Annotated in this window: 23 protein-coding genes; 17 read left to right on the top strand and 6 right to left on the bottom strand. The window is 69.1% G+C overall.

The genetic code is table 11. From position 1 onward, the window contains the following. Positions 1–117 precede the first annotated feature (117 nt). Positions 118–924, bottom strand: a complete 807-nt coding sequence (locus LRX76_RS12665) for an SDR family oxidoreductase (RefSeq protein WP_231805768.1) — start codon at positions 922–924, stop codon at positions 118–120. Positions 925–927: 3 nt separating this feature from the next. Then, entirely contained in the window at positions 928–1,503 is a 576-nt protein-coding gene (locus tag LRX76_RS12660; RefSeq protein ID WP_231805766.1) for a DUF1415 domain-containing protein, read from the bottom strand. Between the two features lie 259 nt (positions 1,504–1,762). On the opposite strand from LRX76_RS12660, the gene LRX76_RS12655 reads away from it, so the two are divergent. From LRX76_RS12655 to LRX76_RS12645, 3 genes are all read left to right on the top strand, one after another. After that, positions 1,763–3,229 carry a benzaldehyde dehydrogenase gene (locus LRX76_RS12655; RefSeq protein WP_231805764.1) on the top strand — a complete coding sequence of 489 codons (1,467 nt, stop codon included), beginning with the start codon at positions 1,763–1,765 and terminating at the stop codon, positions 3,227–3,229. Between the two features lie 14 nt (positions 3,230–3,243). Then, complete coding sequence (locus LRX76_RS12650) at positions 3,244–4,371, top strand: NAD(P)-dependent alcohol dehydrogenase (RefSeq protein ID WP_231805762.1); 1,128 nt, start codon at positions 3,244–3,246, stop codon at positions 4,369–4,371. Between the two features lie 124 nt (positions 4,372–4,495). After that, complete coding sequence (locus tag LRX76_RS12645; protein WP_231805760.1) at positions 4,496–5,602, top strand: helix-turn-helix domain-containing protein; 1,107 nt, start codon at positions 4,496–4,498, stop codon at positions 5,600–5,602. Positions 5,603–5,855: 253 nt separating this feature from the next. Here LRX76_RS12645 and LRX76_RS12640 read toward each other — a convergent pair whose 3' ends face one another. After that, positions 5,856–6,338, bottom strand: a complete 483-nt coding sequence (locus LRX76_RS12640; protein ID WP_231805758.1) for a YajQ family cyclic di-GMP-binding protein — start codon at positions 6,336–6,338, stop codon at positions 5,856–5,858. Positions 6,339–6,431: 93 nt separating this feature from the next. Here LRX76_RS12640 and LRX76_RS12635 point away from each other — a divergent pair, with 93 nt between their 5' ends. The 4 genes from LRX76_RS12635 to LRX76_RS12620 all read left to right on the top strand — a co-directional run bounded on the left by LRX76_RS12635 (position 6,432) and on the right by LRX76_RS12620 (position 10,025). After that, positions 6,432–7,328, top strand: a complete 897-nt coding sequence (locus LRX76_RS12635) for a DMT family transporter (protein WP_231805756.1) — start codon at positions 6,432–6,434, stop codon at positions 7,326–7,328. A 137-nt stretch (positions 7,329–7,465) separates the two neighbouring features. Further along, a complete protein-coding gene (locus tag LRX76_RS12630) occupies positions 7,466–8,470 on the top strand; it encodes a methionine ABC transporter ATP-binding protein (RefSeq protein ID WP_231805754.1) in 1,005 nt (334 codons plus the stop codon). Beyond that, positions 8,467–9,159 (top strand): methionine ABC transporter permease, encoded by a 693-nt coding sequence (locus LRX76_RS12625; RefSeq protein WP_231805752.1) that lies wholly within the window; start codon positions 8,467–8,469, stop codon positions 9,157–9,159. The genes LRX76_RS12630 and LRX76_RS12625 overlap by 4 nt, the downstream gene beginning before the upstream one ends. Before the next feature lie 65 nt (positions 9,160–9,224). Further along, positions 9,225–10,025 (top strand): MetQ/NlpA family ABC transporter substrate-binding protein, encoded by an 801-nt coding sequence (locus LRX76_RS12620; protein WP_231805750.1) that lies wholly within the window; start codon positions 9,225–9,227, stop codon positions 10,023–10,025. A 168-nt stretch (positions 10,026–10,193) separates the two neighbouring features. Here LRX76_RS12620 and LRX76_RS12615 read toward each other — a convergent pair whose 3' ends face one another. Then, complete coding sequence (locus tag LRX76_RS12615) at positions 10,194–10,871, bottom strand: OmpW family outer membrane protein (RefSeq protein WP_231805748.1); 678 nt, start codon at positions 10,869–10,871, stop codon at positions 10,194–10,196. 182 nt (positions 10,872–11,053) lie between these two features. Between LRX76_RS12615 and LRX76_RS12610 the strand changes: the two genes are divergently transcribed. The 4 genes from LRX76_RS12610 to LRX76_RS12595 all read left to right on the top strand — a co-directional run bounded on the left by LRX76_RS12610 (position 11,054) and on the right by LRX76_RS12595 (position 15,935). After that, positions 11,054–11,575, top strand: coding sequence for a DNA-deoxyinosine glycosylase (locus LRX76_RS12610; protein ID WP_231805746.1), 522 nt, complete (start codon positions 11,054–11,056; stop codon positions 11,573–11,575). 206 nt (positions 11,576–11,781) lie between these two features. Further along, positions 11,782–13,188: a dihydrolipoyllysine-residue acetyltransferase gene (aceF, locus tag LRX76_RS12605; protein ID WP_231805744.1), complete on the top strand. Its 1,407-nt coding sequence runs from the start codon at positions 11,782–11,784 to the stop codon at positions 13,186–13,188. A gap of 104 nt (positions 13,189–13,292) precedes the next feature. Then, complete coding sequence (lpdA, locus tag LRX76_RS12600; protein WP_231805742.1) at positions 13,293–15,110, top strand: dihydrolipoyl dehydrogenase; 1,818 nt, start codon at positions 13,293–13,295, stop codon at positions 15,108–15,110. 180 nt (positions 15,111–15,290) lie between these two features. Then, positions 15,291–15,935, top strand: a complete 645-nt coding sequence (locus tag LRX76_RS12595; protein WP_231805740.1) for a DUF6624 domain-containing protein — start codon at positions 15,291–15,293, stop codon at positions 15,933–15,935. Between the two features lie 258 nt (positions 15,936–16,193). On the opposite strand, the gene LRX76_RS12590 is transcribed toward LRX76_RS12595, so the two are convergent. Next, positions 16,194–16,403 (bottom strand): hypothetical protein, encoded by a 210-nt coding sequence (locus LRX76_RS12590; protein ID WP_231805738.1) that lies wholly within the window; start codon positions 16,401–16,403, stop codon positions 16,194–16,196. A 134-nt stretch (positions 16,404–16,537) separates the two neighbouring features. Beyond that, the gene (locus LRX76_RS12585; RefSeq protein ID WP_231805736.1) at positions 16,538–17,350 is read right to left on the bottom strand and encodes a hypothetical protein; all 813 of its coding nucleotides are present in this window, start codon (positions 17,348–17,350) and stop codon (positions 16,538–16,540) included. Between the two features lie 478 nt (positions 17,351–17,828). Here LRX76_RS12585 and LRX76_RS12580 point away from each other — a divergent pair, with 478 nt between their 5' ends. From LRX76_RS12580 to atpA, 6 genes are all read left to right on the top strand, one after another. Then, positions 17,829–18,194 (top strand): hypothetical protein, encoded by a 366-nt coding sequence (locus tag LRX76_RS12580; protein WP_231805734.1) that lies wholly within the window; start codon positions 17,829–17,831, stop codon positions 18,192–18,194. A gap of 58 nt (positions 18,195–18,252) precedes the next feature. Further along, positions 18,253–19,047 carry a F0F1 ATP synthase subunit A gene (atpB, locus tag LRX76_RS12575; protein WP_231805732.1) on the top strand — a complete coding sequence of 265 codons (795 nt, stop codon included), beginning with the start codon at positions 18,253–18,255 and terminating at the stop codon, positions 19,045–19,047. Positions 19,048–19,119: 72 nt separating this feature from the next. Then, a complete protein-coding gene (gene atpE, locus LRX76_RS12570; RefSeq protein ID WP_231805730.1) occupies positions 19,120–19,410 on the top strand; it encodes a F0F1 ATP synthase subunit C in 291 nt (96 codons plus the stop codon). 105 nt (positions 19,411–19,515) lie between these two features. Next, positions 19,516–19,986 carry a F0F1 ATP synthase subunit B gene (locus LRX76_RS12565; protein ID WP_231805728.1) on the top strand — a complete coding sequence of 157 codons (471 nt, stop codon included), beginning with the start codon at positions 19,516–19,518 and terminating at the stop codon, positions 19,984–19,986. Positions 19,987–20,003: 17 nt separating this feature from the next. Then, positions 20,004–20,531 carry a F0F1 ATP synthase subunit delta gene (locus tag LRX76_RS12560; protein WP_231805726.1) on the top strand — a complete coding sequence of 176 codons (528 nt, stop codon included), beginning with the start codon at positions 20,004–20,006 and terminating at the stop codon, positions 20,529–20,531. 100 nt (positions 20,532–20,631) lie between these two features. Then, positions 20,632–22,194, top strand: a complete 1,563-nt coding sequence (gene atpA / locus LRX76_RS12555; protein WP_231805724.1) for a F0F1 ATP synthase subunit alpha — start codon at positions 20,632–20,634, stop codon at positions 22,192–22,194. Positions 22,195–22,235: the final 41 nt, after the last annotated feature.

The raw sequence follows: 22,235 nt of genomic DNA, 5'->3' as shown, positions 1-22,235 counted from the left end.
GATTGGGGATTCGGGATTAGGGATTCGGGAAAAGCAGGAGCAAGGCCTTTGCCAATCCCCAATCCCCAATCCCTAATCCCTAATCCCTAATCCCTAATCCCGCCTCGCCCGAAACACTCAGACATACTGCATCTTCCGCGTCATGCCGCCGTCGACGACGAAGTCCTGGGCGGTGACGAAGCCGGACAGCGCCGGCGACAGCAGGTAGACCGCCAGCGCGGCGATGTCCTCGGGCGTGCCGACGCGGCCGGCCGGGTGCTGGGCGTGGTCGGCGTGTGACAGCCTGGGCTTGCGCCGCCGCGCCGGCGACTGCCAGGCCTCGGTGGCGATCCAGCCGGGGCTGATGCTGTTGACCCGCACCGCCGGTCCCGCGCTCAGCGCCAGCGCATGGGTGAAGGCGACCAGCCCGCCCTTGGCGGCGGCGTAGGCCTCGCTGTGCGGCTCGGACTGCCAGGCGCGGGTCGAGGCGATGTTGACGATGGCGCCGCCATCGGGGCTGCGTTCCAGTGCCGGCAGCGCGTGCTTGCTGCACAGGAAGGCGCCGTGCAGGCTGGACAGCCGCCGGTTCCACTCGCTCCAGTCCAGCTGCGGCAGCGGCGCGACGTGCGGATCGGCGACGCCGGCGTTGTTGACCAGCCCGTCGATGCGGCCGAACTTCTCCAACGCGGTCCTGGCGAAGGCGGCGACGCTGCGCTCGCTGGCGACGTCGAGCCGGCGGAACGCGGCCTGCCGCGGACGCTGCCATTCGGCCAGGCAGGCGTGCCCCGCCTGTACGTCCAGGTCGCCGATCAGCACGCGGCCACCGGCACCCAGCACCGCCTGGGCAATGCCGCGGCCGATGCCCTGGGCGCCGCCGGTGATCAGGATTACCCGTTCCCGCAGCGGCTGCGGGTCCCACGGCGCGATGGCGGGCGCGAGCGTCATGGCTCAGTTGTCCCGCGCCGCGCCTTCGGGCGACATCAGCCGGTTCCAGCCGTCCAGGCCCAGCCGCTCCAGCGTGGCGATGTTGCGCTCGACGATCGCGTCCGGGTCGGGGAAGGCGGCCACCGCGCGTTCCACGCTGTCCTCGCGCAGCAGGTGCAGGGTCGGGAACGGCGCGCGGTTGGTGTAGTTGGCGATGTCGTCGGGCGCATTGCCGGCGAACTGGTAGTGCGGGTGGAAGCTGGCCACCTGCAGCACGCCCTGCAGGTCCAGCGCCTCGACCGCGGCGTCGGCGTTGTCGAGGAAGTCGTTGTAGTCGAGGAAGTCGCCGAGCACGTCCGGGTGCACGATCAGCGTGGTGTCGATCTGCTCGGCGGGGGTGTCGCGCAGCAACAGCAATTCCTCGGCCAGCTGTTCGAGCAGCGCCTCGGGCGTGGAGGCGTCGCTGAGCACCAGCCGCACCTGCTGCTTGACGTACACCGCCTTGGCGAACGGGCACAGGTTCAGGCCGATCACCACGCGCTCGATCCAGCGGCGGGTGAGTTCGAGCGGGTCGGAGGCGGGCAGGGCGGTGTCGTCCATCGGGCGGGTCGCGACGGCATCCCGGCCGGGGCGGGGAGCGTCTGCATGGCTGGGCGGAGGGAACGTGGAAGTGTATGCCAGGCCCGCCATCGCCGGGTGCGGGCGACGGCCAGGGCCTGCCCACTGTCCAGGAACTGGACACCGCGCCCGGCGGAAACCGGCCGTGGATCAATCCCTTGCGGCGTATAGGCCAAAGGTGGATGGGCAAGTTGTCGCAGCTGGCCTTGAATGCTCCCAGTCATCGCAACGGGAGAATCGCATGGGCGCATCGGAGACTTTGTTGCCGGCCGGGATCTGGACGGACAGGTTGTTCGACGGGCAATGGCGCGAGGGCAGCGCGGTGGCCGCGGTGGTCGAGCCGGCCACCGGGGCCGAACTGGGCCGGATCGGCATGGCCGACGCCGCCATGGTCGCCGGTTCGGCCGCCGCCGCCGCACAGGCGCAGCGGGCCTGGGCCGCCGCGCCCTACGAGGAGCGTGCGCAGGTGCTGCGCCGGGCCGCGCAGCTGGCCGAGCAGCACGGTGGGGAAATCAGTGGCTGGATCGTGCGCGAGAGCGGCTCGACCCGGGCCAAGGCCGCCTTCGAGGCCTCGATCACCGCCAAGGCGCTGCACGAGGCCGCCGCGCTGCCCGCGCGCAGCAACGGCGAGGTGCTGCCATCCACGCCGGGGCGGCTGTCGCTGGCACGGCGCCGCCCGCTCGGCGTGGTCGGGGTGATCTCGCCGTTCAACTTTCCACTGTACCTGGCCATGCGCGCCGTCGCCCCGGCGCTGGCGCTGGGCAACGCGGTGGTGCTCAAGCCCGATCCACGCACCGCGGTGTGCGGCGGCTTCGCGATCGCGCGGCTGTTCGAGCTGGCCGGGCTGCCGGCCGGCGTGTTGCACGTGCTGCCCGGCGACGGCGCCGCCGGCGCGGCGCTGACCGCCGACCCGCACGTGGCGATGATCCAGTTCACCGGTTCCACCGCGGCCGGGCGCAAGGTCGGCGAGGCCGCCGGCAAGCACCTGAAGAAGGTCTCGCTGGAACTGGGCGGCAAGAACTCGCTGATCGTGCTCGACGATGCGGACCTCGACCTGGCTATCGCCAACACCGCCTGGGGCGTGTACCTGCACCAGGGCCAGATCTGCATGTCCTCCGGCCGCGTGCTGGTGCAGCGCGGCATCTACCCGCGCTTCCTGGACAAGCTGGTCGCCAAGGCGAAGGGGCTGACCGTGGGCGACCCGGCCAGGGGCGAGGTCGCGCTGGGCCCGCTGATCAACGCCGCCCAGCGCGACCACGCCGCCAAGGTGGTAGCCGCGGCGACGGCCGCCGGCGCCACGGTCGAGACCGGTGGCGGCTACGACGGGCTGTTCTTCGAGCCGACCGTGCTCAGCGGCATCACCCCCGACAACCCCGCCTTCCGCGAAGAGATCTTCGCGCCGGTGGCGGTGGTGGTGCCGTTCGACAGCGACGAGGACGCGATCGCCCTGGCCAACGACACTGAGTACGGCCTGTCGATGGCGATCCTCTCGCGCGACGTCGGCCGCGCGCTGCGGCTGGGCGAACGCCTGCGCACCGGCCTGCTGCACATCAACGACCAGACCGTCAACGACGAGGTCATCAATCCGTTCGGCGGCGTCGGTGCCTCCGGCAACGGCACCAGCATCGGCGGCCCGGCCAACTGGGAGGAGTTCACCCAGTGGCAGTGGCTCACCGTCAAGGGCGAAGCGCCCGCCTATCCCATCTGAGCGAGGAAATCCCCATGAATGCAGCAGTCGAACTGCGCGAGATCACCGTGGCGGTGGCGCGCGCGCCGGAACAGCCGTTCACCATCGAACCGGCGCGCATCCGCGGACCGCGCGGCGACGAGGTGCTGGTAAGGGTGGTCGCCACCGGCCTGTGCCATACCGACCTGATCGTGCGCGACCAGTACTACCCGGTGCCGCTGCCGGCCGTGCTCGGCCACGAGGGTGCCGGCGTGGTCGAGGCGCTCGGTCCCAACGTCAAGGACCTGAAGGTCGGCGACCACGTGGTCCTGACCTTCGGCGCCTGCGGCCACTGCAATCCCTGCAGCAGCGGCCACGAGGCCTATTGCAAGCAGTTCTACCCGCTCAACTTCGGCGGCACCGACGCACAGGGCCAGACCGCGCTGCAGACCCCGGACGGCCAGCCGCTGCACGACCATTTCTTCGCCCAGTCCTCGTTCGCCACCCATGCGCTGGCGCGCGAGAACAACGCGATCAGGGTCGCCGAGGATGCGCCGCTGGAGCTGCTCGGCCCGCTCGGCTGCGGCATCCAGACCGGGGCCGGCGCGGTGATCAACTCGCTCAAGGTCGGCGCCGGCAGCAGCTTCGCCAGCTTCGGCGCCGGCGCGGTCGGCCTGAGCGCGGTGATGGCCGCGCGCGTCACCGGCGCCGCCACCATCATCGCCATCGACGTGGTGCCCTCGCGGCTGGAGCTGGCCAGGGAGCTGGGCGCCACCCACACCATCAACAGCCGCGAGGTGGACGTGGTCGAGGCGGTGCGGGAGATCACCGGCGGCGGTGCCGACTTCGCGCTCGAATCCACCGGCCGCCCGGAAGTGCTGGCGCAGGGTATCGAGGCGCTGGGCGGGCTGGGCATGATCGGCGTGGTCGGCGCGCCGCGGCTCGGCACCAAGGCCGAGTTCGACGTCAACAACCTGCTGCTGGGCGGACGCAGCATCCGCGGCATCGCCGAGGGCGACAGCGTGCCGCAGGTGTTCATCCCGCAGCTGGTGCAGCTGTACCAGCAGGGGCGCTTCCCGTTCGACAGGCTGGTCAGGTTCTATCCGCTGGAGCAGATCAACCAGGCCGCCGAGGACAGCACCAAGGGCATCACCCTCAAGCCGATCCTGCGCATCGGCGGCTGAAACGTTCCGTTGCGCCGGCATCGCGCCGGGTTAAGCCGCGGGCGATCGGCCGCCGTGTAGTCTCCACGGGCCGTCGGGAACACGGGTTCCCGGCGGCCTTCTGGCTCGTGGAGGTGCGGATCGGATGGACATGGCGTTCCAGTGGCAGCAGCACCGCTTGAACGCGGCGCGTGCGCGTTTTGCCGAAGGCGAGGGGCTTCCCGATGCCCTGCTGCCGGTGCCGGTGGCGCGTTCGTGGGAGCGCTCGCGGCAGGCCGGGGTGCGGCCTTGGCAACGTCCCGACTACGAGGCATTGAAGCCGCGCGGCAACCCGCGCGAGCATCCGGACGACCGCCGCCTGGCGCAATGCACCGGCGAGGAGATCGAGCGGCTGTGGGCCGCCTTCGGCGGCCGCGACTGGACCGTGTTCTGCGTCAACCCGAACGGCATGATCGTGCAGCTGCGCCAGCATCCGGACGCCGACCCGCAGCTGCTGCGGCCGATCCAGGCCGGCCGGCGCATCCAGGAGATCGACATCGGCACCACCGCCCCGAGCTGCACCCTGGCCGAGGACGCACCGGCGCTGGTGCGCGGCAACCAGCACTACCTGAGCGAGTTCGAGCCGGTGTTCTGCCTGTCGGTGCCGCTGCACGGGCTGGACGGCGAGCTGATGGGGGCACTGGACATCACCGGCATCGGCGAGCGCGATCCGGAACTGCTGCTCGGCCACTTCCAGCATGCCGCGCTGGCGGCCGAAAACCGCCTCTACGCCGGCCTGCGCGACTGCCACCTGCTGCGCGTGCAGTACGACGCCCGCTGGCTGCAATCGCCGCTGCAGGGACTGCTGGCGGTGCGGCCGGACGGGAGCCTGCAGGCCGCCAACCGGCTGGCGCGCCGGCTGCTGGGGCTGCCCCGCGCCGGCGTCCTGCCGGCGCTCACGCTGGATGCGCTGTTCGGCGCGGCCAGCGCGACGCAGCGGCGGCGCCTGTTGCAGCCGGGAGCGCCGCGGCGGCTGCGGCGCCCCGACGGCACTGCGCTGCTGGTCGAATGGCTGCGCGGGCCGCAACCGGCCCGGGGCTTCCGGCGCGCGGCGGTGCCGGGCCCGGGAGTTGACGGCCCGGCGCTGCGCGAGCACACGCTGCAGGCGGTGGCCGAGGCCCTGCGTGCCCACGACGGCAACGTGTCCGCCGCCGCCCGCCAGCTCGGCATCTCGCGCACCACCCTGTACAAGAAGATGCGCGCGCTGTCGTAGCCGGGGCCGGCGCAGGCAACCATGGCAGGCGACCTGCTGTAGGAGCGACTTCAGTCGCGATGGGGCTTTCTCGATAAAGCCCCATCGCGACTGAAGTCGCTCCTACGACAGCGGCAATGGCGCCGTGCAGCAACGATCAAGGCTCGGGGACGGCTGTGCGAGTGCGGTTTGGCGGGCCAGGGCCCGCCTATGCCATCGAAGGTGCGGCAGTCGCTCCTGCAGCGGCGGCGTCGATCCCGCGCGCAGCGGCGGCTCAGTCGCGGAAGTTGTCGAACTGCAGCGGCAGTTCCAGCTCGGCCTTCTTCAGCAGCGCGATGGCGTCCTGCAGGTCGTCGCGCTTCTTGCCGGTCAAGCGCAGCTTGTCGCCGTTGATCTGCGCCTCGACCTTGATCTTGGCTTCCTTGATCTTGGCCACGATCTGCTTGGCGATCTTCTGCTCGATGCCCTGCTTGACGGTGATCTTCTGCCGCGCGCCGGCCAGGTTGGTCTCGACGTCGCCGAACTCCAGGCAGCGCACGTCGATGCCGCGGGCGATCAGCCGCGCGCGCAGGATGTCGCTCATCTGCTTGAGCTGGAAGTCGCTGGGCGCGGACTGGCTGATGGTGGCATCGTCGAGAACGAACTTCGCGTCCACGCCCTTGAAGTCGAAGCGCGTGGTCAGCTCGCGGTTGGCCTGGTCGACGGCGTTGGTGAGTTCGTGCTTGTCCACTTCGGAGACGACGTCGAAGGAGGGCATGGCGGGGTTCCTTTGCGAAGATACGGCGTACATTTTATAGGCGCGGGCGATCGCGCACATGACGTGGCCGCCGGCGCCTGGCGATAATGGCGCATGCCCCCGCAACGCCAACCCGCGCGCGCCGCCCTGTGGATGCTCGGCGCCGTCGCCGCCTTCTCGCTGATGGACGCGGCGATGAAGCTGCTGTCCGCCCGCTATCCGCCGATGCAGGTGACGATGCTGCGCGGCTCGGCCTCGCTGCCGTTCGTGCTGGCGTGGGTGCTGGCCACGGCCGGACCGCGCTCGCTGCTGCCGCGGCGCTGGGGCCTGCAGCTGCTGCGCGGGGTGCTCGGCATCGTGATGATCTTCTGCTTCGCCTACGCGCTGAAGCGGCTGTCGCTGTCCACCGCCTACACGATCTACTTCGTCTCGCCGCTGCTGGTGGCGGCGCTGTCGGTGCCGCTGCTGGGCGAGCGGGTGGGGCCGCGGCGCTGGACCGCCATCGCCATCGGCCTGGCCGGCGTGCTGGTGGTGCTGCGCCCGGGCATGGGCGGCATCGTCTCGCTGGCCGGGTTCATGGTGCTGCTGGCGGCGCTGGCCTATGCCATCGCCTCGGTGACGGTGAGCCTGCTCACCCGCACCGACACCCCGCAGTCGATGGTGGTGTGCTTCCTGCTGGTGATGGCGCTGGGTGCCGGCGTCCTGGCCGCTCCCGACTGGACGCCGCTGCGCGCCGGCGACGGCTGGCTGATCGCCGGCATGGGCCTGGCCGGGGCGCTGGGGCAGGTCGCGCTGACCCGCGCCTTCCAGCTCGGCGAGGCCTCGATGGTGGCACCGCTGGAGTACACCGGCCTGGTCTGGGTGATCGCCTGGGACTGGCTGCTGTGGACCACGCTGCCCGACCGCGCCACCTGGCTCGGCGCGGCGATCATCGTCGCCAGCGGCCTGTACCTGATGCGGCGCGAGCGGGTGAAGGGCGTCCGTGCCCCCGGCCCGCTGGAGCATCCGTGACCGTGGACGCAGGGGACGAATGGCGTTCCGTGCATGCTTAGAACGAAACGACATAAGCTTCCGGGGGCTGGCGCGGGCCATGCCCGCCGTGCACTGTTAGGCTTCACGCCCCTTCGGCTTTCCGGCGCCCCCACCCGGTGATCGAGTTCCAGCAACTGCAGAAGTCCTATGCCGTCGGCGACCGCCAGGTCGTCGCGCTGCATCCGCTCGACCTGACCATCGAAAGCGGCGAGGTGTTCGGCATCGTCGGCCATTCCGGGGCCGGCAAGTCCACCCTGATCCGGCTGATCAACCGCCTGGAGGAACCGAGCGGCGGGCGCCTGCTGATCGACGGCGACGACGTCACCGCGCTCGACCGCGACGGCTTGCGCGTGCTGCGCCGGCGCATCGGCATGATCTTCCAGCACTTCAACCTGCTGTCCTCGCGCACCGTGGCCGGCAACGTCGCCTTCCCGCTGCAGCTGGCCGGCACCGCGCACGAGCGGATCGACGCGCGCGTGGCCGAACTGCTCGAGCGCGTCGGCCTGTCCGACCACGCCGGCAAGTACCCGGCGCAGCTGTCGGGCGGGCAGAAGCAGCGCGTGGGCATCGCCCGCGCGCTGGCCACCGGCCCGCGCTTCCTGCTGTGCGACGAGGCCACCAGCGCGCTCGACCCGCAGACCACCGCCTCGGTGCTGCAGCTGCTGGCGCAGATCAACCGCGAGTTGGGCCTGACCATCGTGCTGATCACCCACGAGATGGAGGTCATCCGCCGCGTCTGCGACCGTGTCGGCGTGCTCGATGGCGGGCGCCTGGTCGAGACCGGGCCGGTGACCCAGGTGTTCCTGCATCCGCGCCATCCCACCACCCGGCGCTTCGTCTCCGAGGACGAGTACGGCGAGAACGGCCTGCATCGCGACTTCGACGCGGTGGCCGGGCGCATCCTGCGCCTGACCTTCCTCGGCGCCGATACCTACCAGCCGCTGCTCGGGCGCATCGCCCGCGAGACCGGGGTGGACTACAACATCCTGTCCGGCCGCATCGACCGCATCAAGGACACGCCCTACGGCCAGCTCACCGTGGCCCTGGTCGGCGGCGACGTCGCCCAGGCGCAGGCACGCTTCGCCGCCGCCGGCGTCGCCGTGGAGGAACTGCGCGCATGAACCCGATCGCCGCCGCCCCCGGCTTCTTCCGCAACCTCGATGCCGGCACCTGGGCCGACATCGGCCGTGCCACCTTCGACACCCTGCTGATGCTGGGCGGCTCGCTGCCGCTGACGCTGCTGCTGGGGCTGCCGCTGGGCGTGCTGCTGTTCCTCAGCGGCTCGCCGCGCTTCCGCCGCCGGCCGCTGCTGCACGGCGTGCTGGCACTGGTGGTCAACCTGCTGCGCTCGGTCCCCTTCATCATCCTGATGATCGCGATGATCCCGCTGACGCTGTGGGTGATGGGCACCTCGCTGGGGGTGCGCGGAGCGATCCTGCCGTTGGTGGTGGGCGCGGCGCCGTTCTACGCGCGGCTGGTGGAGACCGCATTGCGCGAGGTCGACCGCGGCGTGGTCGAGGCGTCCCAGGCGATGGGCGCGACCACCTGGCAGCTGGTGTCGCGGGTGCTGCTGCCGGAGGCGCTGCCGGGCCTGATCGCCGGCGCCACGGTGACCACGATCGCGCTGATCGGCTTCACCGCGATGGGCGGCGCGATCGGCTCCGGCGGACTGGGCGACGTCGCCTACCGCGAGGGCTACCTGCGCTCGCACTCGGACGTGGCGCTGGTGACGGTGGTGCTGCTGCTGGTGCTGGTGCAGCTGCTGCAGATGCTGGGCGACCGGCTGGTGCTGCACTACAGCCGGCGCTGAACAAGAACCTGGGCAGGCGCCGTCGCCGGCCCCGATTGCATTCCAAGACACAGGATCGATTTCCCATGAACAAGCTTGCCTCCACCTTCGTCCTTGCCGTCGCCGCGCTGGGCCTGTCCGCCTGCGGCGGCAGGCAGGACGCGTCGACCGACCGGCTCAGCGTGGCCGCCACCGCGGTGCCGCACGCGGAGATCCTCGAAGTGGTCAAGCCGATCCTGGCCAAGGAGGGCGTGCAGCTGGACGTGCGCGTGTTCAACGACTACGTGCAGCCCAACGACCAGGTCGCGCAGAAGCAGATCGACGTCAACTACTTCCAGACCGAGCCGTACCTGGATGCCTACAACCGCGACCGCAAGTCCGACCTGGTCACCGCGGTCGGCGTGCACATCGAGCCGTTCGGCGCCTATTCGCGCCGTTACAAGTCGCTGGACGAACTGCCGCAGGGCGCGGACGTGGTGATTCCCAACGATCCCAGCAACAACTCGCGGGCGCTGATCCTGCTCGACAAGGCCGGGCTGATCAAGCTCAAGGACCCGTCCAACGCGCTGTCCACCCAGCGCGACATCGTCGCCAACCCCAAGCAGCTCAAGTTCCGCGAACTGGACTCGGCGATGCTGCCGCGCGTGCTCGGTCAGGTGGACCTGGCGCTGATCAACACCAACTACGCACTCGATGCCGGGCTCAACCCGACCAAGGATGCGCTGGCGATCGAGAGCAGCGATTCCCCCTACGTGAACTTCCTGGTGGCGCGCAGCGACAACAAGGACGACCCGCGCGTGCAGAAGCTGGCCAAGGCGCTGACCAGCCCCGAGGTCAAGGCCTTCATCGAGAGTCAGTACCACGGCGCGGTGCTGCCGGCGTTCTGATCCGACCGGCGCCGCCGCTCTCGTAGGAGCGACTTCAGTCGCGATGAGGCTTCGCCGGTAGAGCCTCGTCGCGACTGAAGTCGCTCCTACAAAGCTCCTGCGAAAGAAGGCAGAAAAGGAAAACGGGCCGAAAGGCCCGTTTCCGATTGCAGCGATGAATCCTTCGAATCAGAAGCGTGCGCCGATGCCCACGCCCACGGTCCACGGATCCAGCTTCAGGTCCTCGCCGGTGCCGGCGCCGCCGACCTGCAGTTCCGGGCGCGCGTGCATGTAGCGCGCATCGGCGCGGGCGAACCAGGTGGAGTTGATGTTCATGTCCACGCCGACGGTGCCGATGGCGCCCTTGGCGGTTTCCAGGCCCACGTGCTGGCCGCTGGCCGAGACGCCGTCGATCTTCTCGTTGCTGAAGTTCGACTCGTAGTAGCCGACGCCGACGAACGGACGGAAGGTGTTGTCCGCCTGGCCGAAGTGGTACTGCGCGCTCAGCGCGATCGGCTGCTGCTCGACCGTGCCGATCTTGCCGGCCGGACCGTTCACGCGGTGGTCGAACTTGTCGGCCGCGCCCCACAGCTCCACCGCCCAGTTGTCGGTGAAGTAGTAGCTGGCGCTCAGCGTCGGCGCCGGGCCGCCGTCAATCTTGCGGATGCCGGCGGCGGCATCGTCCTTGGGCTGCAGCAGCGTCACGCCGCCGACCACCGCCCAGTGCTTGCCGGACGCGGTCTCGGTGCTGATCGGCTTGCCGTAGATGTCCTGCTGTGCGGAAACGGTGCCATCCTGCGCGAACGCGGCAGGTGCGAAGGCAAGCGCGGAAACGACAGCCAGGCTAAGAATCTTAAAGGACCTCATGGGTATCTCCTCAGTTGATGTTTTTAGGCCCTTGGGAGTGGGCGGTGCACAACCTAGGCGCGTGGACATGAATCGCCGCCCACCCTCGCGACCATCGACGCGGCGTCGTTCAGCAACTTTCCGCAAACCTTTGCGATAACGAGGTTTTAATCTTTTCCATCATTCATCGAGTTGCCCGCGACGTGACGGAAAATCCTGTCCTGAAAGGCCTGCCCGCGCAGATCCGCGACGACTGCCGGGTGCTGGTTCTGGGCTCGATGCCCGGGGCCGCCTCGTTGCAGGCGCAGCGCTATTACGCCCATCCGCGCAACCGCTTCTGGCCCATCATGGCGCGGCTGTGCGGCTTCGATCCCGGCCTGTCCTACGACGCGCGCATCCAGGCCATGCTCGATGCCGGTGTCGGGCTCTGGGACGTCATCGACGAATGCGTGCGCCCGGGCAGCCTGGACAGCGCGATCGTGCGCGGCAGCGCGGTGATCAACCCGCTGGCCGAACGCATCGCCGGCCTGCCGCGGCTGGCGGCGGTGGCCTGCAACGGCGCCGCCGCCGCGCAGGCCTTCCGCCGGCAGGTGCTGCCGGGGCTGCCCGGGCAGGTCCGCTTCGAGCTGCTCGCGCTGCCCTCGACCAGCCCGGCCAACGCCTCCTTCCCGCTGGAACGCCTGTTCGCCGCCTGGCGCGTGCTGCAGTCGCATCTGTTGCCATAGGGCCGGTCGCGGCCCGCCGCCACGGAGCCTGTGGCGGCCATTCATGCAAGGCGCCGCCGTACCCGAACGGACGCGGCCGGCGGCCCCGGCCCGGCCCGCGCCAGGCGGTAAGCGGACAAGAGACGGAAAATTTCGCCGGCAACGGTTGGCGCTTGCGCCGCGCACCGCCACAATAGGCGTTTCCCATCTGTAGCCGGAGTCCCCGCATGGCCGAAATCAAGGAAGCACGTGTCCCCGATATCGGTGACTACAGCGACGTCCCGGTGATCGAGGTGCTGGTCGCGGTCGGCGACACGGTGGCCAAGGACCAGGGCCTGGTGACGCTGGAGTCGGACAAGGCCACGCTGGAAGTGCCGTCCGCCTACGCCGGCGTGGTCAAGGAGCTCAAGGTCAAGCTCGGCGACACCCTATCCGAGGGCGCCGTGGTGGCGCTGATCGAGGCGGCCGACGATGCCGCCGCCGCGCCGCCGCCGCAGAAGGCCGCCGCCCCCGAGGCCGCGGCCAAGGAGACGCCCGCCTCGGAGACCGGCGCGCAGGTCGAGCCCAACAGCGAAGGCGCCCTGCAGCCGGACGGCCTGGCCCGGCGCGAGATCGAGCAGGTCGAGTCGGTGCGCCCGCAGCCGGCTTCCGCCGGCGCGCCGGCCACGCCGCCGGTCAAGTTCGACGCCGACAGCGTGCTGCCGTCCAAGGTGCCGTATGCCAGCCCGGCGGTGCGCGTGTTCGCGCGCGAGCTGGGCGTGGACCTGGCGCAGGTGAGCGGCAGCGAGAAGGGCGGGCGCATCACCCGCGAGGACGTGCAGAAGTTCGTCAAGGCCGCGCTGTCCGGCGGCGCCGCCGGTGCCGGTGCGTCGGCGGCGGCCGGCGGCGGCCTGAACCTGCTGCCGTGGCCGAAGGTGGACTTCGCCAAGTTCGGCGAGGTCGAGGTCAAGCCGCTGTCGCGGATCAAGAAGATCTCCGGCGCCAACCTCGCCCGCAACTGGGCGATGATCCCGCACGTCACCCAGTTCGAGCAGGCCGACATCACCGAGCTGGAAGCCCTGCGGGTGCAGCTCAACAAGGAGCAGGAGAAGGCCAAGAGCGGCGTCAAGCTGACCATGCTCGCCTTCCTGATCAAGGCCAGCGCCGCGGCGCTCAAGCAGTTCCCCGATTTCAACGCCTCGCTCGACGCCGCCGGCGAGAACCTGACGCTGAAGAAGTACTTCCACATCGGCTTCGCCGCCGACACGCCCAACGGGCTGGTGGTGCCGGTGATCCGCGACGTCGACCGCAAGGGCGTGTTCGAGATCGCCGAGGAGACCGGCGCACTGGCCAAGAAGGCGCGCGACGGCAAGCTCGGCCCGGCCGAGATGAGCGGCGGCTGCTTCTCGATCAGCTCGCTCGGCGGCATCGGCGGCACCGCCTTCACCCCGATCGTCAACGCGCCGGAAGTGGCGATCCTGGGCGTGTCCAAGTCCTCTATCCAGCCGGTATGGGACGGCAAGCAGTTCCAGCCGAAGCTGCTGCTGCCGCTGTCGCTGAGCTACGACCACCGCGTCATCGACGGCGCCGCCGCCGCGCGCTTCACCACCTATCTGTCGCAGGTGCTGGCGGACATGCGCCGCGTGCTGCTGTAACCCGGCGGCGCGATCCTTCGCGCGCGCCGGGCAGCATCCGGCGCCGCTTCCAAGAACAGCATCAATGCCCGCCGCCGATGGCGCGGGCCAACAGGAGAAGCCCCATGGCGGTAATCGAGGTCAAGGTCCCGGACATCGGCGACTACAGCGGCGTGCCGGTGATCGAAGTGCTGGTCGCGGCCGGCGACACCGTCGCCAAGGACCAGGGCCTGGTGACGCTGGAATCGGACAAGGCCACGCTGGAAGTGCCCTCGGCCGCCGCCGGCGTGATCAAGGAACTGAAGGTCAAGCTCGGCGACCACCTGTCCGAGGGCGACGTGATCGCGCTGCTGGAGACCGAGGGCGCCGGCGATGCCGCGGCCCCGGCCGCCAAGGCGGCCGAACCGGCCAAGCCCGCCGAAGCGCCCGCGCACAAGCCGCCGGTGACGCCGTCGCATCGCGCCCCGGACCCGGCGGTGGCCGCCAAGGCGCTGCCGTCCACCGGCCGCAGCGCCGACATCGAGTGCGGCATCGTCGTGCTAGGCGCCGGTCCCGGCGGCTACACCGCCGCGTTCCGTGCCGCCGACCTGGGCCTGGACACGGTGCTGGTCGAGCGCTACGCCAGCCTGGGCGGCGTCTGCCTCAACGTCGGCTGCATTCCTTCCAAGGCGCTGCTGCACGCCGCCGCGGTGATCGACGAAGCCGCGCACGCCGGCGATTTCGGCGTGGATTTCGGCAAGCCGAAGATCGCCCTGGACAAGCTGCGCGAGTACAAGGAGAAGGTGGTCGGCCAGCTCACCAAGGGCCTGGCCGGCATGGCCAGGCAGCGCAAGGTGCGCACCGTGCAGGGCGTGGCCACGTTCGTCTCGCCGCACGAGCTGGAGATCGTCGGCGACGACGGCAAGATCCAGCTGCTGCGCTTCGAGCAGGCGATCATCGCCGCCGGCTCGCAGGCGGTGAAGCTGCCCAACTTCCCGTGGGACGACGAGCGGGTGATGGATTCCACCGACGCGCTGGAACTGGCCGAGGTACCGAAGAAGCTGCTCGTGGTCGGCGGCGGCATCATCGGCCTGGAGATGGCCACCGTGTACAGCGCGCTGGGCAGCCAGGTCACCGTCGTCGAGTTCATGGACCAGTTGATCCCGGGCGCCGACAAGGACCTGGTCAAGCCGCTGGCCGACCGGCTGAAGAAGCAGGGCGTCGAGGTCCACCTCAAGACCAAGGCCGACAAGGTCGAGGCCGGCAAGAAGGGCATCACCGTGCATTTCCTCGCCGCCGAGGAAGGCGCCAGGCCGGCGCTGGAATCGGGCACCTGGGACCGCGTGCTGGTGGCGGTGGGACGCGCGCCCAACGGCGGCAGGATCGGCGCGGAGAAGGCCGGCGTGCAGGTCGGCGAGCGCGGCTTCATCCCGGTGGACCGGCAGATGCGCACCAACGTGCCGCACATCTTCGCCATCGGCGACGTGGTCGGCAATCCGATGCTGGCGCACAAGGCCACCCACGAGGGCAAGCTCGCCGCCGAAGTGGCCGCCGGAGAGAAGAAGGAATGGGTGGCGCGGGTGATCCCGTCGGTGGCCTACACCAACCCGGAGATCGCCTGGGTCGGCGTCAGCGAGACCGAGGCCAAGGCCAGGGGCCTGAAGGTCGGCGTGGCCAAGTTCCCGTGGGCGGCCAGCGGCCGCGCCATCGGCATCGGCCGTACCGAGGGCTTCACCAAGCTGGTCTTCGACGAGGACACCCATCGGGTGATCGGCGGCGCCATCGTCGGCGTGCATGCCGGCGACCTGCTGGCCGAAATTGGTCTTGCGATCGAGATGGGCGCCGAGGCCGAGGACATCGGCCATACCATCCACGCCCATCCCACCCTCAGCGAGTCGGTGGCGATGGCCGCGGAGATCTACGACGGCACCATCACCGACCTGTACATCCCGAAGAAGAAGTAACGGCTCGCCATTGTGGCTGGAACACGACGCCCCGCCCGCCGGGGCGTCGTCGCGTCCGGGACGCGCTAGGCGGCGATGCATCGACCGGCTATGTTGTGTGCCTTCGATGACGATCCGTCGGGATGGTGGCGTGATGCGCAAGGGCCTGGGTGTCGCACTGCTGTTGCTGGCGCTGCCGGCGTGGGCACAGGAAGACGACCCAAACTTGCCGCGGCGCTGGCCCAGTGCCCTTCGGCGGCCGAATTCGTGCGCCTGCACGGCAAGCCCTCGGCCGAGCGCGCCGCGCCCCATGCCGATGCCGGTCCGCCGGGCGCGCCGGCGCTGCGGCAGCAACTGCTGGACATGGCACGGGTCGACCAGAAGGCGCGCAGCGGCGGCTGGTCGCAGGCGGAAATACAGAGGATGCTGGAGGTCGATGCGGCGAACCTGCCGCAGATCAAGCGGATCGTCGCCGAGCACGACGGCCTGCCCACCGTGGCCGAGGTCGGCGCCGACGGCGTGGCGGCGGCGTGGTTGCTGGTGCAGCATGCCGATCGCGATCCGGCATTCCAGGCCCAGGTGCTGGAGAAGATCTCGCCGCTCGTGCGCAGCGGCGAGATCACCTCGCACGAATACGTCCTGCTGACCGATCGCGTGCTGGTCAACCAGAACAAGCCGCAGCGCTACGGCAGCCAGTTGCTGGCCGTGGACGGCAAGTGGGTCCCCAAGCCCATGGAGGCACCGGAGCAGGTGGATCGGCGCCGTGCGGAGGTCGGCGAGATGCCGCTGGCCGACTATGTCTGCGTCGTCTCGCATCTCGCCGGACCCCCGCCCGCAGCGCCGTAGCCGCGACTCGCATTCGCCTGCCACGGACTGCACCCAGCGCGGGCTGGCAGGCGACCGGTCACGCGCTGCGGCGCCACCCCGGCGCTGCGTCTGTTCACAATCTCCCGTAGGAGCGACTTCAGTCGCGATGGGGCTTTACCGATACGGCCCCATCGCGACTGAAGTCGCTCCTACAGCTGCCTGGCCTACAGCCGCCTGTCATTTCCTGCGCCACGGCGCGATCGGCATGGCTGTGCCATGCCGATCGTGAACGGGCTTTCAGGCGTGCAGGGTGTCGGGGATGAGCACATCCAGCAGTGCCGCATGGGCGGCGATGTGGCGGCGGCGCATCCGGTACAGCGCCAGCGCCAGCGGCGGGCGCTGCAGCGGCGCCGGGGCGGCCGCCGGCGGCTCGGCATGCCAGGAAGGGACCGCATGCGCCACGACTGCGGCGTGCGGCTGCGTCATGAGGCGGTCGGTCTTGTGCATGGCACAGGCTCGGAAAACGGGGTCGTCCCGATCCTGCGCCGTACCGGCGGCGGTGTCCAATGGAAACGAGAAAACCCCGCGATAGCGCCTGGCTATCGCGGGGTTCGTGTTTGCTGCGCCTTCGCTGGAGCGGATCAGAACGCGAAGGTCACGCCGGCCACCGGGCCCTTGAACTCCTGCTTCAGGCCGATGGTGGCATCGCTGCCCTTGCGGTCGACGTCCAGCTTGAACCAGTCGTAGCCGGCGAAGATGCCGAAGTTCGGGGTGAAGCGGTACTCGACGATGGCGTTGGCGCGGCTCAGGTCGCCGTCGTAGTCGTCGAAGGTGCCCCACTTGGTGTTGAGGTACTGGCCCTGCAGGTTGATCAGCCAGTGCTCGCCGGGCTTGGCGGTGAAGCGCAGGCCGACCACCGGCGCCACGCCGTCTTCCTTCTCGTCCACGAAGCGGCCCGAGTACAGGTCGCCGAGGTCGGCATAGGCGTTGGCCTCGACCTTGGCGGCCTCGGCGCCGATCTGCAGGCCCAGGCTGTAGTTCGGGTCGTCCAGTACCGAGTAGTCGTACACCAGGCTCGCCACCTGGTACTTGAGCTTGCCCTTGACGAAGCTGCCGGACGGGACGGTGACGTCGCCATAGCCGACATCCTCGCCCAGCGTCTCGCGGCGGTCCTTGTCGTACTTGAAGTAGTCGAAGATCAGGCGCTGGCGGGTGCTCAGGCGGAACACGCCGTCCACGCGCGGCTCCCACTCCTTGCCGCCCAGGCCGAAGTCCTGCGAGCCGGACAGTTCCTGGCCGCCGATGGTGGTACTACCGCGGATGGTGTTGTCCGAATCGATGTTCATCGCGCCCAGGCGCAGGCTGAAGCGATCGTCGCTGTCTTCGGCATGCGCGGGCAGGGCGCAGGCGGCGGCGAGCGCGCAGGGAAGGGCCAGGGAAAGCAGGTGTTTCATGGACGAACTCCGAAAGTCTTTGGGGGCTTCGGCGGCTCGCTTGCCGCCAATGCCGGCCACTATCGGAAGGTCGATGTCCACCATTCGTGAAAGTACGGTGCGTGCGCAGTGATGCCGCGCTCCGGCAACAAGGTCCCGTTCATTGTCCGCCGATGCCCGCGCCTGCGGCGGGAAGGGCTGCGCGACAAGAGGGAAGCCCCGGTCGCCCGGGGCTTCCTGTGGCCTGCCAAGGAGCTGTCGACGAGGAAAAGCTACAGGCCCGACATCACAGACCGGCGCTCGCGGGCAAAGTTCCCGGCGGATGTATCGCCCTCGAGCGCGGCTGTCTGTTCATCCAGCCGCACGCCGGGCGGATCGAAACGCAGGGGTGCGGCAAAACAGCGCGGTTGTTTCACAAATGTCGGGGTTGCTATAATCCTGCGGCTCGACGAGGCCCTTAGCTGTTCCTTCCTCCAATCCGTAATTCCAGGATATTCGTGTGCTGAACTCCGTAGATGCGGGTCGGCGGCTGATGTTGCGCGCAGCGATATATCCGCTGGTTGCGGTGGCCGTCCTCGCGCTTGCCTTCCTGCTGGTGGGGCCGCGTCATGCGCTCGCCGCGCTGGCAACGGGAGTGGCTACGGTGGCGGGGGGCTGGATGGCGGCGTGGGTGGCGTTGGGCGGTGGCGTGCAGGCGGCCGGTTCGGCCGTGGCCAGGCTGGTCCTGGCCATGGTGCTGAAGTGGGTGCTGCTGTTCGTGGTGCTGGCGCTTGCCCTGCTGTGGTGGCGACTGCCCGCGATGCCGCTGCTGGCCGGTGTGGCCGTCGGCTTGATTTTCCAGGTTCTGGCCTTGGCCAGGCGTTGATATTTTCCAGGTCCTGGCCTCGGCCAGGCACTGACAGCATTCAAAAGGCTACGGACACATGGCAGGCGAGGCAGAAACCCCTACCTCCTACATCCAGCATCACCTTCACAACCTGACCTTCCACATCCAGGAAGGCGGGTTCTGGGCGATCCACGTCGATACCATCGTGACGTCGGTGCTGATGGGGCTGTTGATGGTGTTCGGCTTCTGGATGGCCACCCGCAAGGCCACCGCCGGCGTGCCGGGCAAGTGGCAGGCCTTCGTCGAGATCTGCCTGGAGTTCGTCGATCGCCAGGCCCGCGACACCTACCACGGCACCAGCAAGCTGGTCACGCCGATCGCGATCACGCTGTTCTTCTGGATCCTGTTGATGAACCTCATCAAGATGATCCCGGCCGACTTCATCGCCATCCCGCTGCAGTGGGTCGGCATCAACTACTGGAAGCCGGTGCCGACCGCCGACGTCAACGCGACGCTGGGCATGTCGATCAGCGTGTTCTTCCTGATGCTGTTCTTCGCGCTGCGCTCCAAGGGCCTCGGCGGCTTCACCAAGGAATTCCTGACCGCGCCGTTCGGCAAGTGGCTGATGCCGTTCAACCTGATCCTCAACATCGTCGAGTGGCTGAGCAAGCCGATCTCGCTGGCGATGCGACTGTTCGGCAACATGTTCGGCGGCGAGATCGTGTTCCTGCTGATCTGGGTGCTCGGCGGCGCAGGCCTGCTCGGCGCGCTGGCCGGCGGCGTGTTCGGCCTGGGCTGGATGCTGTTCCACCTGCTGGTGATTCCGCTGCAGGCATTCATCTTCATGATGCTGTCGATCGTGTACCTGAGCCTGTCTGAAGACAGCCACTGAGTTTCTGTACCCTTTTGCGTTAGTCCTTCATCCTTTTCATAACCCTCAAGCACTACGTTCCCGGAGATCAACATGTACCTCGCCGCCCTGACCAACCTTGCCCAAGTCCAGAGCTCCACCGCCATCGCTGTCGGCCTCATGATCGGCCTGGCCGCGCTGGGCGCCGGCCTCGGTCTGGCCATCATGTCCGGCAAGTTCCTGGAGTCGGCCGCGCGCCAGCCGGAACTGATCCCGGTGCTGCAGGTGCGCATGTTCATCACCGCCGGCCTGATCGACGCCGCGTTCATCATCAGCGTCGCCGTCGGCCTGCTGTTCGCCTTCGCCAACCCGCTGATCGGCGAATTCGTCTCGCGCCTCGGCTGATCGGGGCCGAGCGGCGACCGTCGGCTGACGGCCGCCGCCGATGAAGGTTCGGGGATGCTGCCCGGCGGCATCCCCATCCCCCTCACCATCGACTGAGCGAATCCCATGGAAATCGGTTTTACCATCGTTGCCCAGGCACTGGCGTTCGCCGGTCTGATCTGGATCGTCGCGACCAAGATCTGGCCGCCGCTGCTGAAGGCGATCGAAGAACGCCAGCAGAAGATCGCCGAGGGCCTGGCCGCTGCCGACCGCAGCCAGAAGGACCTGGCGCAGGCGCAGGAAAAGGTCAACGAGACGCTGAAGGACGCGCGCGTCAAGGCCAACGAGATCATCGACCAGGCCCACGCCCGCGCCAACCAGATCGTCGAGGCCGCCAAGAACGAGGCCATCGCCGAGGCCAACCGGCAGAAGGACCTGGCGCTGGCCGAGATCGAGTCCGCCGCCTCGCGTGCCCGCGAAGACCTGCGCAAGCAGGTGTCCGTGCTGGCCGTGGCCGGTGCCGAGAAGCTGCTCAAGCGCGAGATCGACGCCAACGCCCACAAGGCGCTGCTGGACGACCTGGCGGCGCAGATCTGAACAGGAAGAGCTGAACGATGAGCCTGGCCCTCACTGTCGCGCGTCCCTACGCCCGTGCCGCATTCGCCGTCGCGCGCGACGAAGGCAAGTTCGGGCCGTGGTCCGAGGCGCTGGCGTTTTCCGCACGCATCGCCGCCGACCCGCGGGTGGCGGACCTGCTGCTCGATCCCGAGCTGGCCGACGCCGACGCGGTGGCGCTGCTGGCGCCGTCTTCGTACGACGAGTCGTACGGCCGCTTCCTGGCGCTGCTGGCCGAGTCCGGCCGGCTGTCGCTGCTGCCGGAGATCTCCGGCCTGTACGAGCAGCTGCGCGCCGAGGCCGAGCAGGTGGTGCATGCCACGGTGACCTCGGCCGCCGAGCTCTCCGACGGCGAGCTGGACTCGCTGGTGGCGGCGCTCAAGCAGCGCTTCGGGCGCCAGGTGCAGGTGCGCACCGCCATCGACCCGTCGCTGATCGGCGGCGCGGTGATCGCCGCCGGCGACGTGGTGATCGACGGTTCGATCAAGGGCAAGCTCTCGCGCCTGCAGAACGTGCTGGCAAGTTAACGCAACTTCGTAGGGCGGGCCCTGGGCCCGCCGAACAGGACGGCGGGTCACGGACCCGCCCAAGACGGCGGGCCCAGGCCCGCCCCACCGGGAAATAAAAATGGCAACCACGCTCAATCCCTCCGAAATCAGCGAACTGATCAAGAACCGCATCGAGAAGGTCAAGCTGGCCGCGGAGTCGCGCAACGAAGGCACCGTGACCAGCGTGTCCGACGGCATCGTGCGCATTTTCGGCCTGGCCGACGTGATGCAGGGCGAGATGATCGAACTGCCGGCCGACGAGCACGGTGTTCCCACCTACGCGCTGGCGCTGAACCTGGAGCGCGATTCGGTCGGCGCCGTGGTGCTGGGTGCCTACGGCCACCTGCGCGAAGGCAACGTGGCCAAGACCACCGGTCGCATCCTGGAAGTGCCGGTCGGCCCCGAGCTGCTGGGTCGCGTGGTCAACCCGCTGGGCGAGCCGATCGACGGCAAGGGCCCGATCGACGCCAAGCTGACCGCGCCGGTGGAGCGCGTCGCCCCGGGCGTGATCTGGCGCAAGTCGGTCGACCAGCCGGTGCAGACCGGTTACAAGTCGGTCGATGCGATGATCCCGATCGGCCGCGGCCAGCGCGAGCTGATCATCGGCGACCGCCAGACCGGCAAGACCGCGCTGGCCATCGACGCGGTGATCAACCAGAAGAACAGCGGCATCAAGTGCGTGTACGTCGCCATCGGCCAGAAGGCCTCGACGGTGGCCAACATCGTGCGCAAGCTGGAAGAGAACGGCGCGCTGGCGCACACCGTGGTGGTGGCCGCGACCGCGTCCGAGTCGGCCGCGCTGCAGTACATCAGCGCCTATGCCGGCGCCACCATGGGCGAGTACTTCATGGACCGCGGCGAAGACGCGCTGATCGTCTACGACGACTTGTCCAAGCAGGCCGTGGCGTACCGCCAGATCTCGCTGCTGCTCAAGCGCCCGCCGGGCCGCGAAGCCTATCCTGGCGACGTGTTCTACCTGCACTCGCGCCTGCTCGAGCGCGCCGCGCGCGTGTCCGAGGAGTACGTGGAGAAGTTCACCGAGGGCAAGGTCACCGGCAAGACCGGTTCGCTGACGGCGCTGCCGATCATCGAGACCCAGGCCGGCGACGTGTCCGCGTTCGTGCCGACCAACGTGATCTCCATCACCGACGGCCAGATCTTCCTGGAGACCGACCTGTTCAACGCCGGCATCCGCCCGGCCGTGAACGCCGGCATCTCGGTGTCGCGCGTGGGCGGCGCGGCGCAGACCAAGATCATCAAGAAGCTGTCGGGCGGCATCCGCATCTCGCTGGCGCAGTACCGCGAGCTGGCCGCGTTCGCGCAGTTCGCCTCGGACCTGGACGAAGCCACCCGCAAGCAGCTCGAGCGCGGCCAGCGCGTCACCGAGCTGATGAAGCAGAAGCAGTACTCGCCGATGTCCATCGCCGACCAGGCGCTGTCGATCTACGCGGTCAACGAGGGTTACCTGGACGACGTGCCGGTGGCCAAGATCGGCGCCTTCGAGGATGGCCTGCACGCACACTTCGCCAACACCCAGGGCGAGCTGGTGCAGAAGATCAACGGCAGCGGCGCCTGGAACGACGAGATCGAGGCCGCCTTCAAGAAGGGCATCGAAGAGTTCAAGGGCACGGGTAGCTGGTAAAGAGCCTGGATTCGGGATTGGGGATTCGGGATTGGCAACAG

The sequence above is a fragment of the Stenotrophomonas sp. MMGLT7 genome, from assembly GCF_021168555.1.
Taxonomy (GTDB): Bacteria; Pseudomonadota; Gammaproteobacteria; order Xanthomonadales; family Xanthomonadaceae; genus MMGLT7.
The sequence above is the reverse complement of the archived record's forward strand: the minus strand, read 5'-3'. Positions and strand labels throughout refer to the sequence as shown.

Excerpts from the sequence above, each read along its gene's own strand:
- LRX76_RS12665 (WP_231805768.1), bottom strand. The coding sequence starts at position 924 with ATGACGCTCGCGCCCGCCATCGCGCCGTGGGACCCGCAGCCGCTGCGG.
- LRX76_RS12660 (WP_231805766.1), bottom strand. The coding sequence starts at position 1,503 with ATGGACGACACCGCCCTGCCCGCCTCCGACCCGCTCGAACTCACCCGC.
- LRX76_RS12655 (WP_231805764.1), top strand. The coding sequence starts at position 1,763 with ATGGGCGCATCGGAGACTTTGTTGCCGGCCGGGATCTGGACGGACAGG.
- LRX76_RS12650 (WP_231805762.1), top strand. The coding sequence starts at position 3,244 with ATGAATGCAGCAGTCGAACTGCGCGAGATCACCGTGGCGGTGGCGCGC.
- LRX76_RS12645 (WP_231805760.1), top strand. The coding sequence starts at position 4,496 with ATGGACATGGCGTTCCAGTGGCAGCAGCACCGCTTGAACGCGGCGCGT.
- LRX76_RS12640 (WP_231805758.1), bottom strand. The coding sequence starts at position 6,338 with ATGCCCTCCTTCGACGTCGTCTCCGAAGTGGACAAGCACGAACTCACC.
- LRX76_RS12635 (WP_231805756.1), top strand. The coding sequence starts at position 6,432 with ATGCCCCCGCAACGCCAACCCGCGCGCGCCGCCCTGTGGATGCTCGGC.
- LRX76_RS12625 (WP_231805752.1), top strand. The coding sequence starts at position 8,467 with ATGAACCCGATCGCCGCCGCCCCCGGCTTCTTCCGCAACCTCGATGCC.
- LRX76_RS12620 (WP_231805750.1), top strand. The coding sequence starts at position 9,225 with ATGAACAAGCTTGCCTCCACCTTCGTCCTTGCCGTCGCCGCGCTGGGC.
- LRX76_RS12615 (WP_231805748.1), bottom strand. The coding sequence starts at position 10,871 with ATGAGGTCCTTTAAGATTCTTAGCCTGGCTGTCGTTTCCGCGCTTGCC.
- aceF (WP_231805744.1), top strand. The coding sequence starts at position 11,782 with ATGGCCGAAATCAAGGAAGCACGTGTCCCCGATATCGGTGACTACAGC.
- lpdA (WP_231805742.1), top strand. The coding sequence starts at position 13,293 with ATGGCGGTAATCGAGGTCAAGGTCCCGGACATCGGCGACTACAGCGGC.
- LRX76_RS12590 (WP_231805738.1), bottom strand. The coding sequence starts at position 16,403 with ATGCACAAGACCGACCGCCTCATGACGCAGCCGCACGCCGCAGTCGTG.
- LRX76_RS12585 (WP_231805736.1), bottom strand. The coding sequence starts at position 17,350 with ATGAAACACCTGCTTTCCCTGGCCCTTCCCTGCGCGCTCGCCGCCGCC.
- atpB (WP_231805732.1), top strand. The coding sequence starts at position 18,253 with ATGGCAGGCGAGGCAGAAACCCCTACCTCCTACATCCAGCATCACCTT.
- atpE (WP_231805730.1), top strand. The coding sequence starts at position 19,120 with ATGTACCTCGCCGCCCTGACCAACCTTGCCCAAGTCCAGAGCTCCACC.
- LRX76_RS12565 (WP_231805728.1), top strand. The coding sequence starts at position 19,516 with ATGGAAATCGGTTTTACCATCGTTGCCCAGGCACTGGCGTTCGCCGGT.
- LRX76_RS12560 (WP_231805726.1), top strand. The coding sequence starts at position 20,004 with ATGAGCCTGGCCCTCACTGTCGCGCGTCCCTACGCCCGTGCCGCATTC.
- atpA (WP_231805724.1), top strand. The coding sequence starts at position 20,632 with ATGGCAACCACGCTCAATCCCTCCGAAATCAGCGAACTGATCAAGAAC.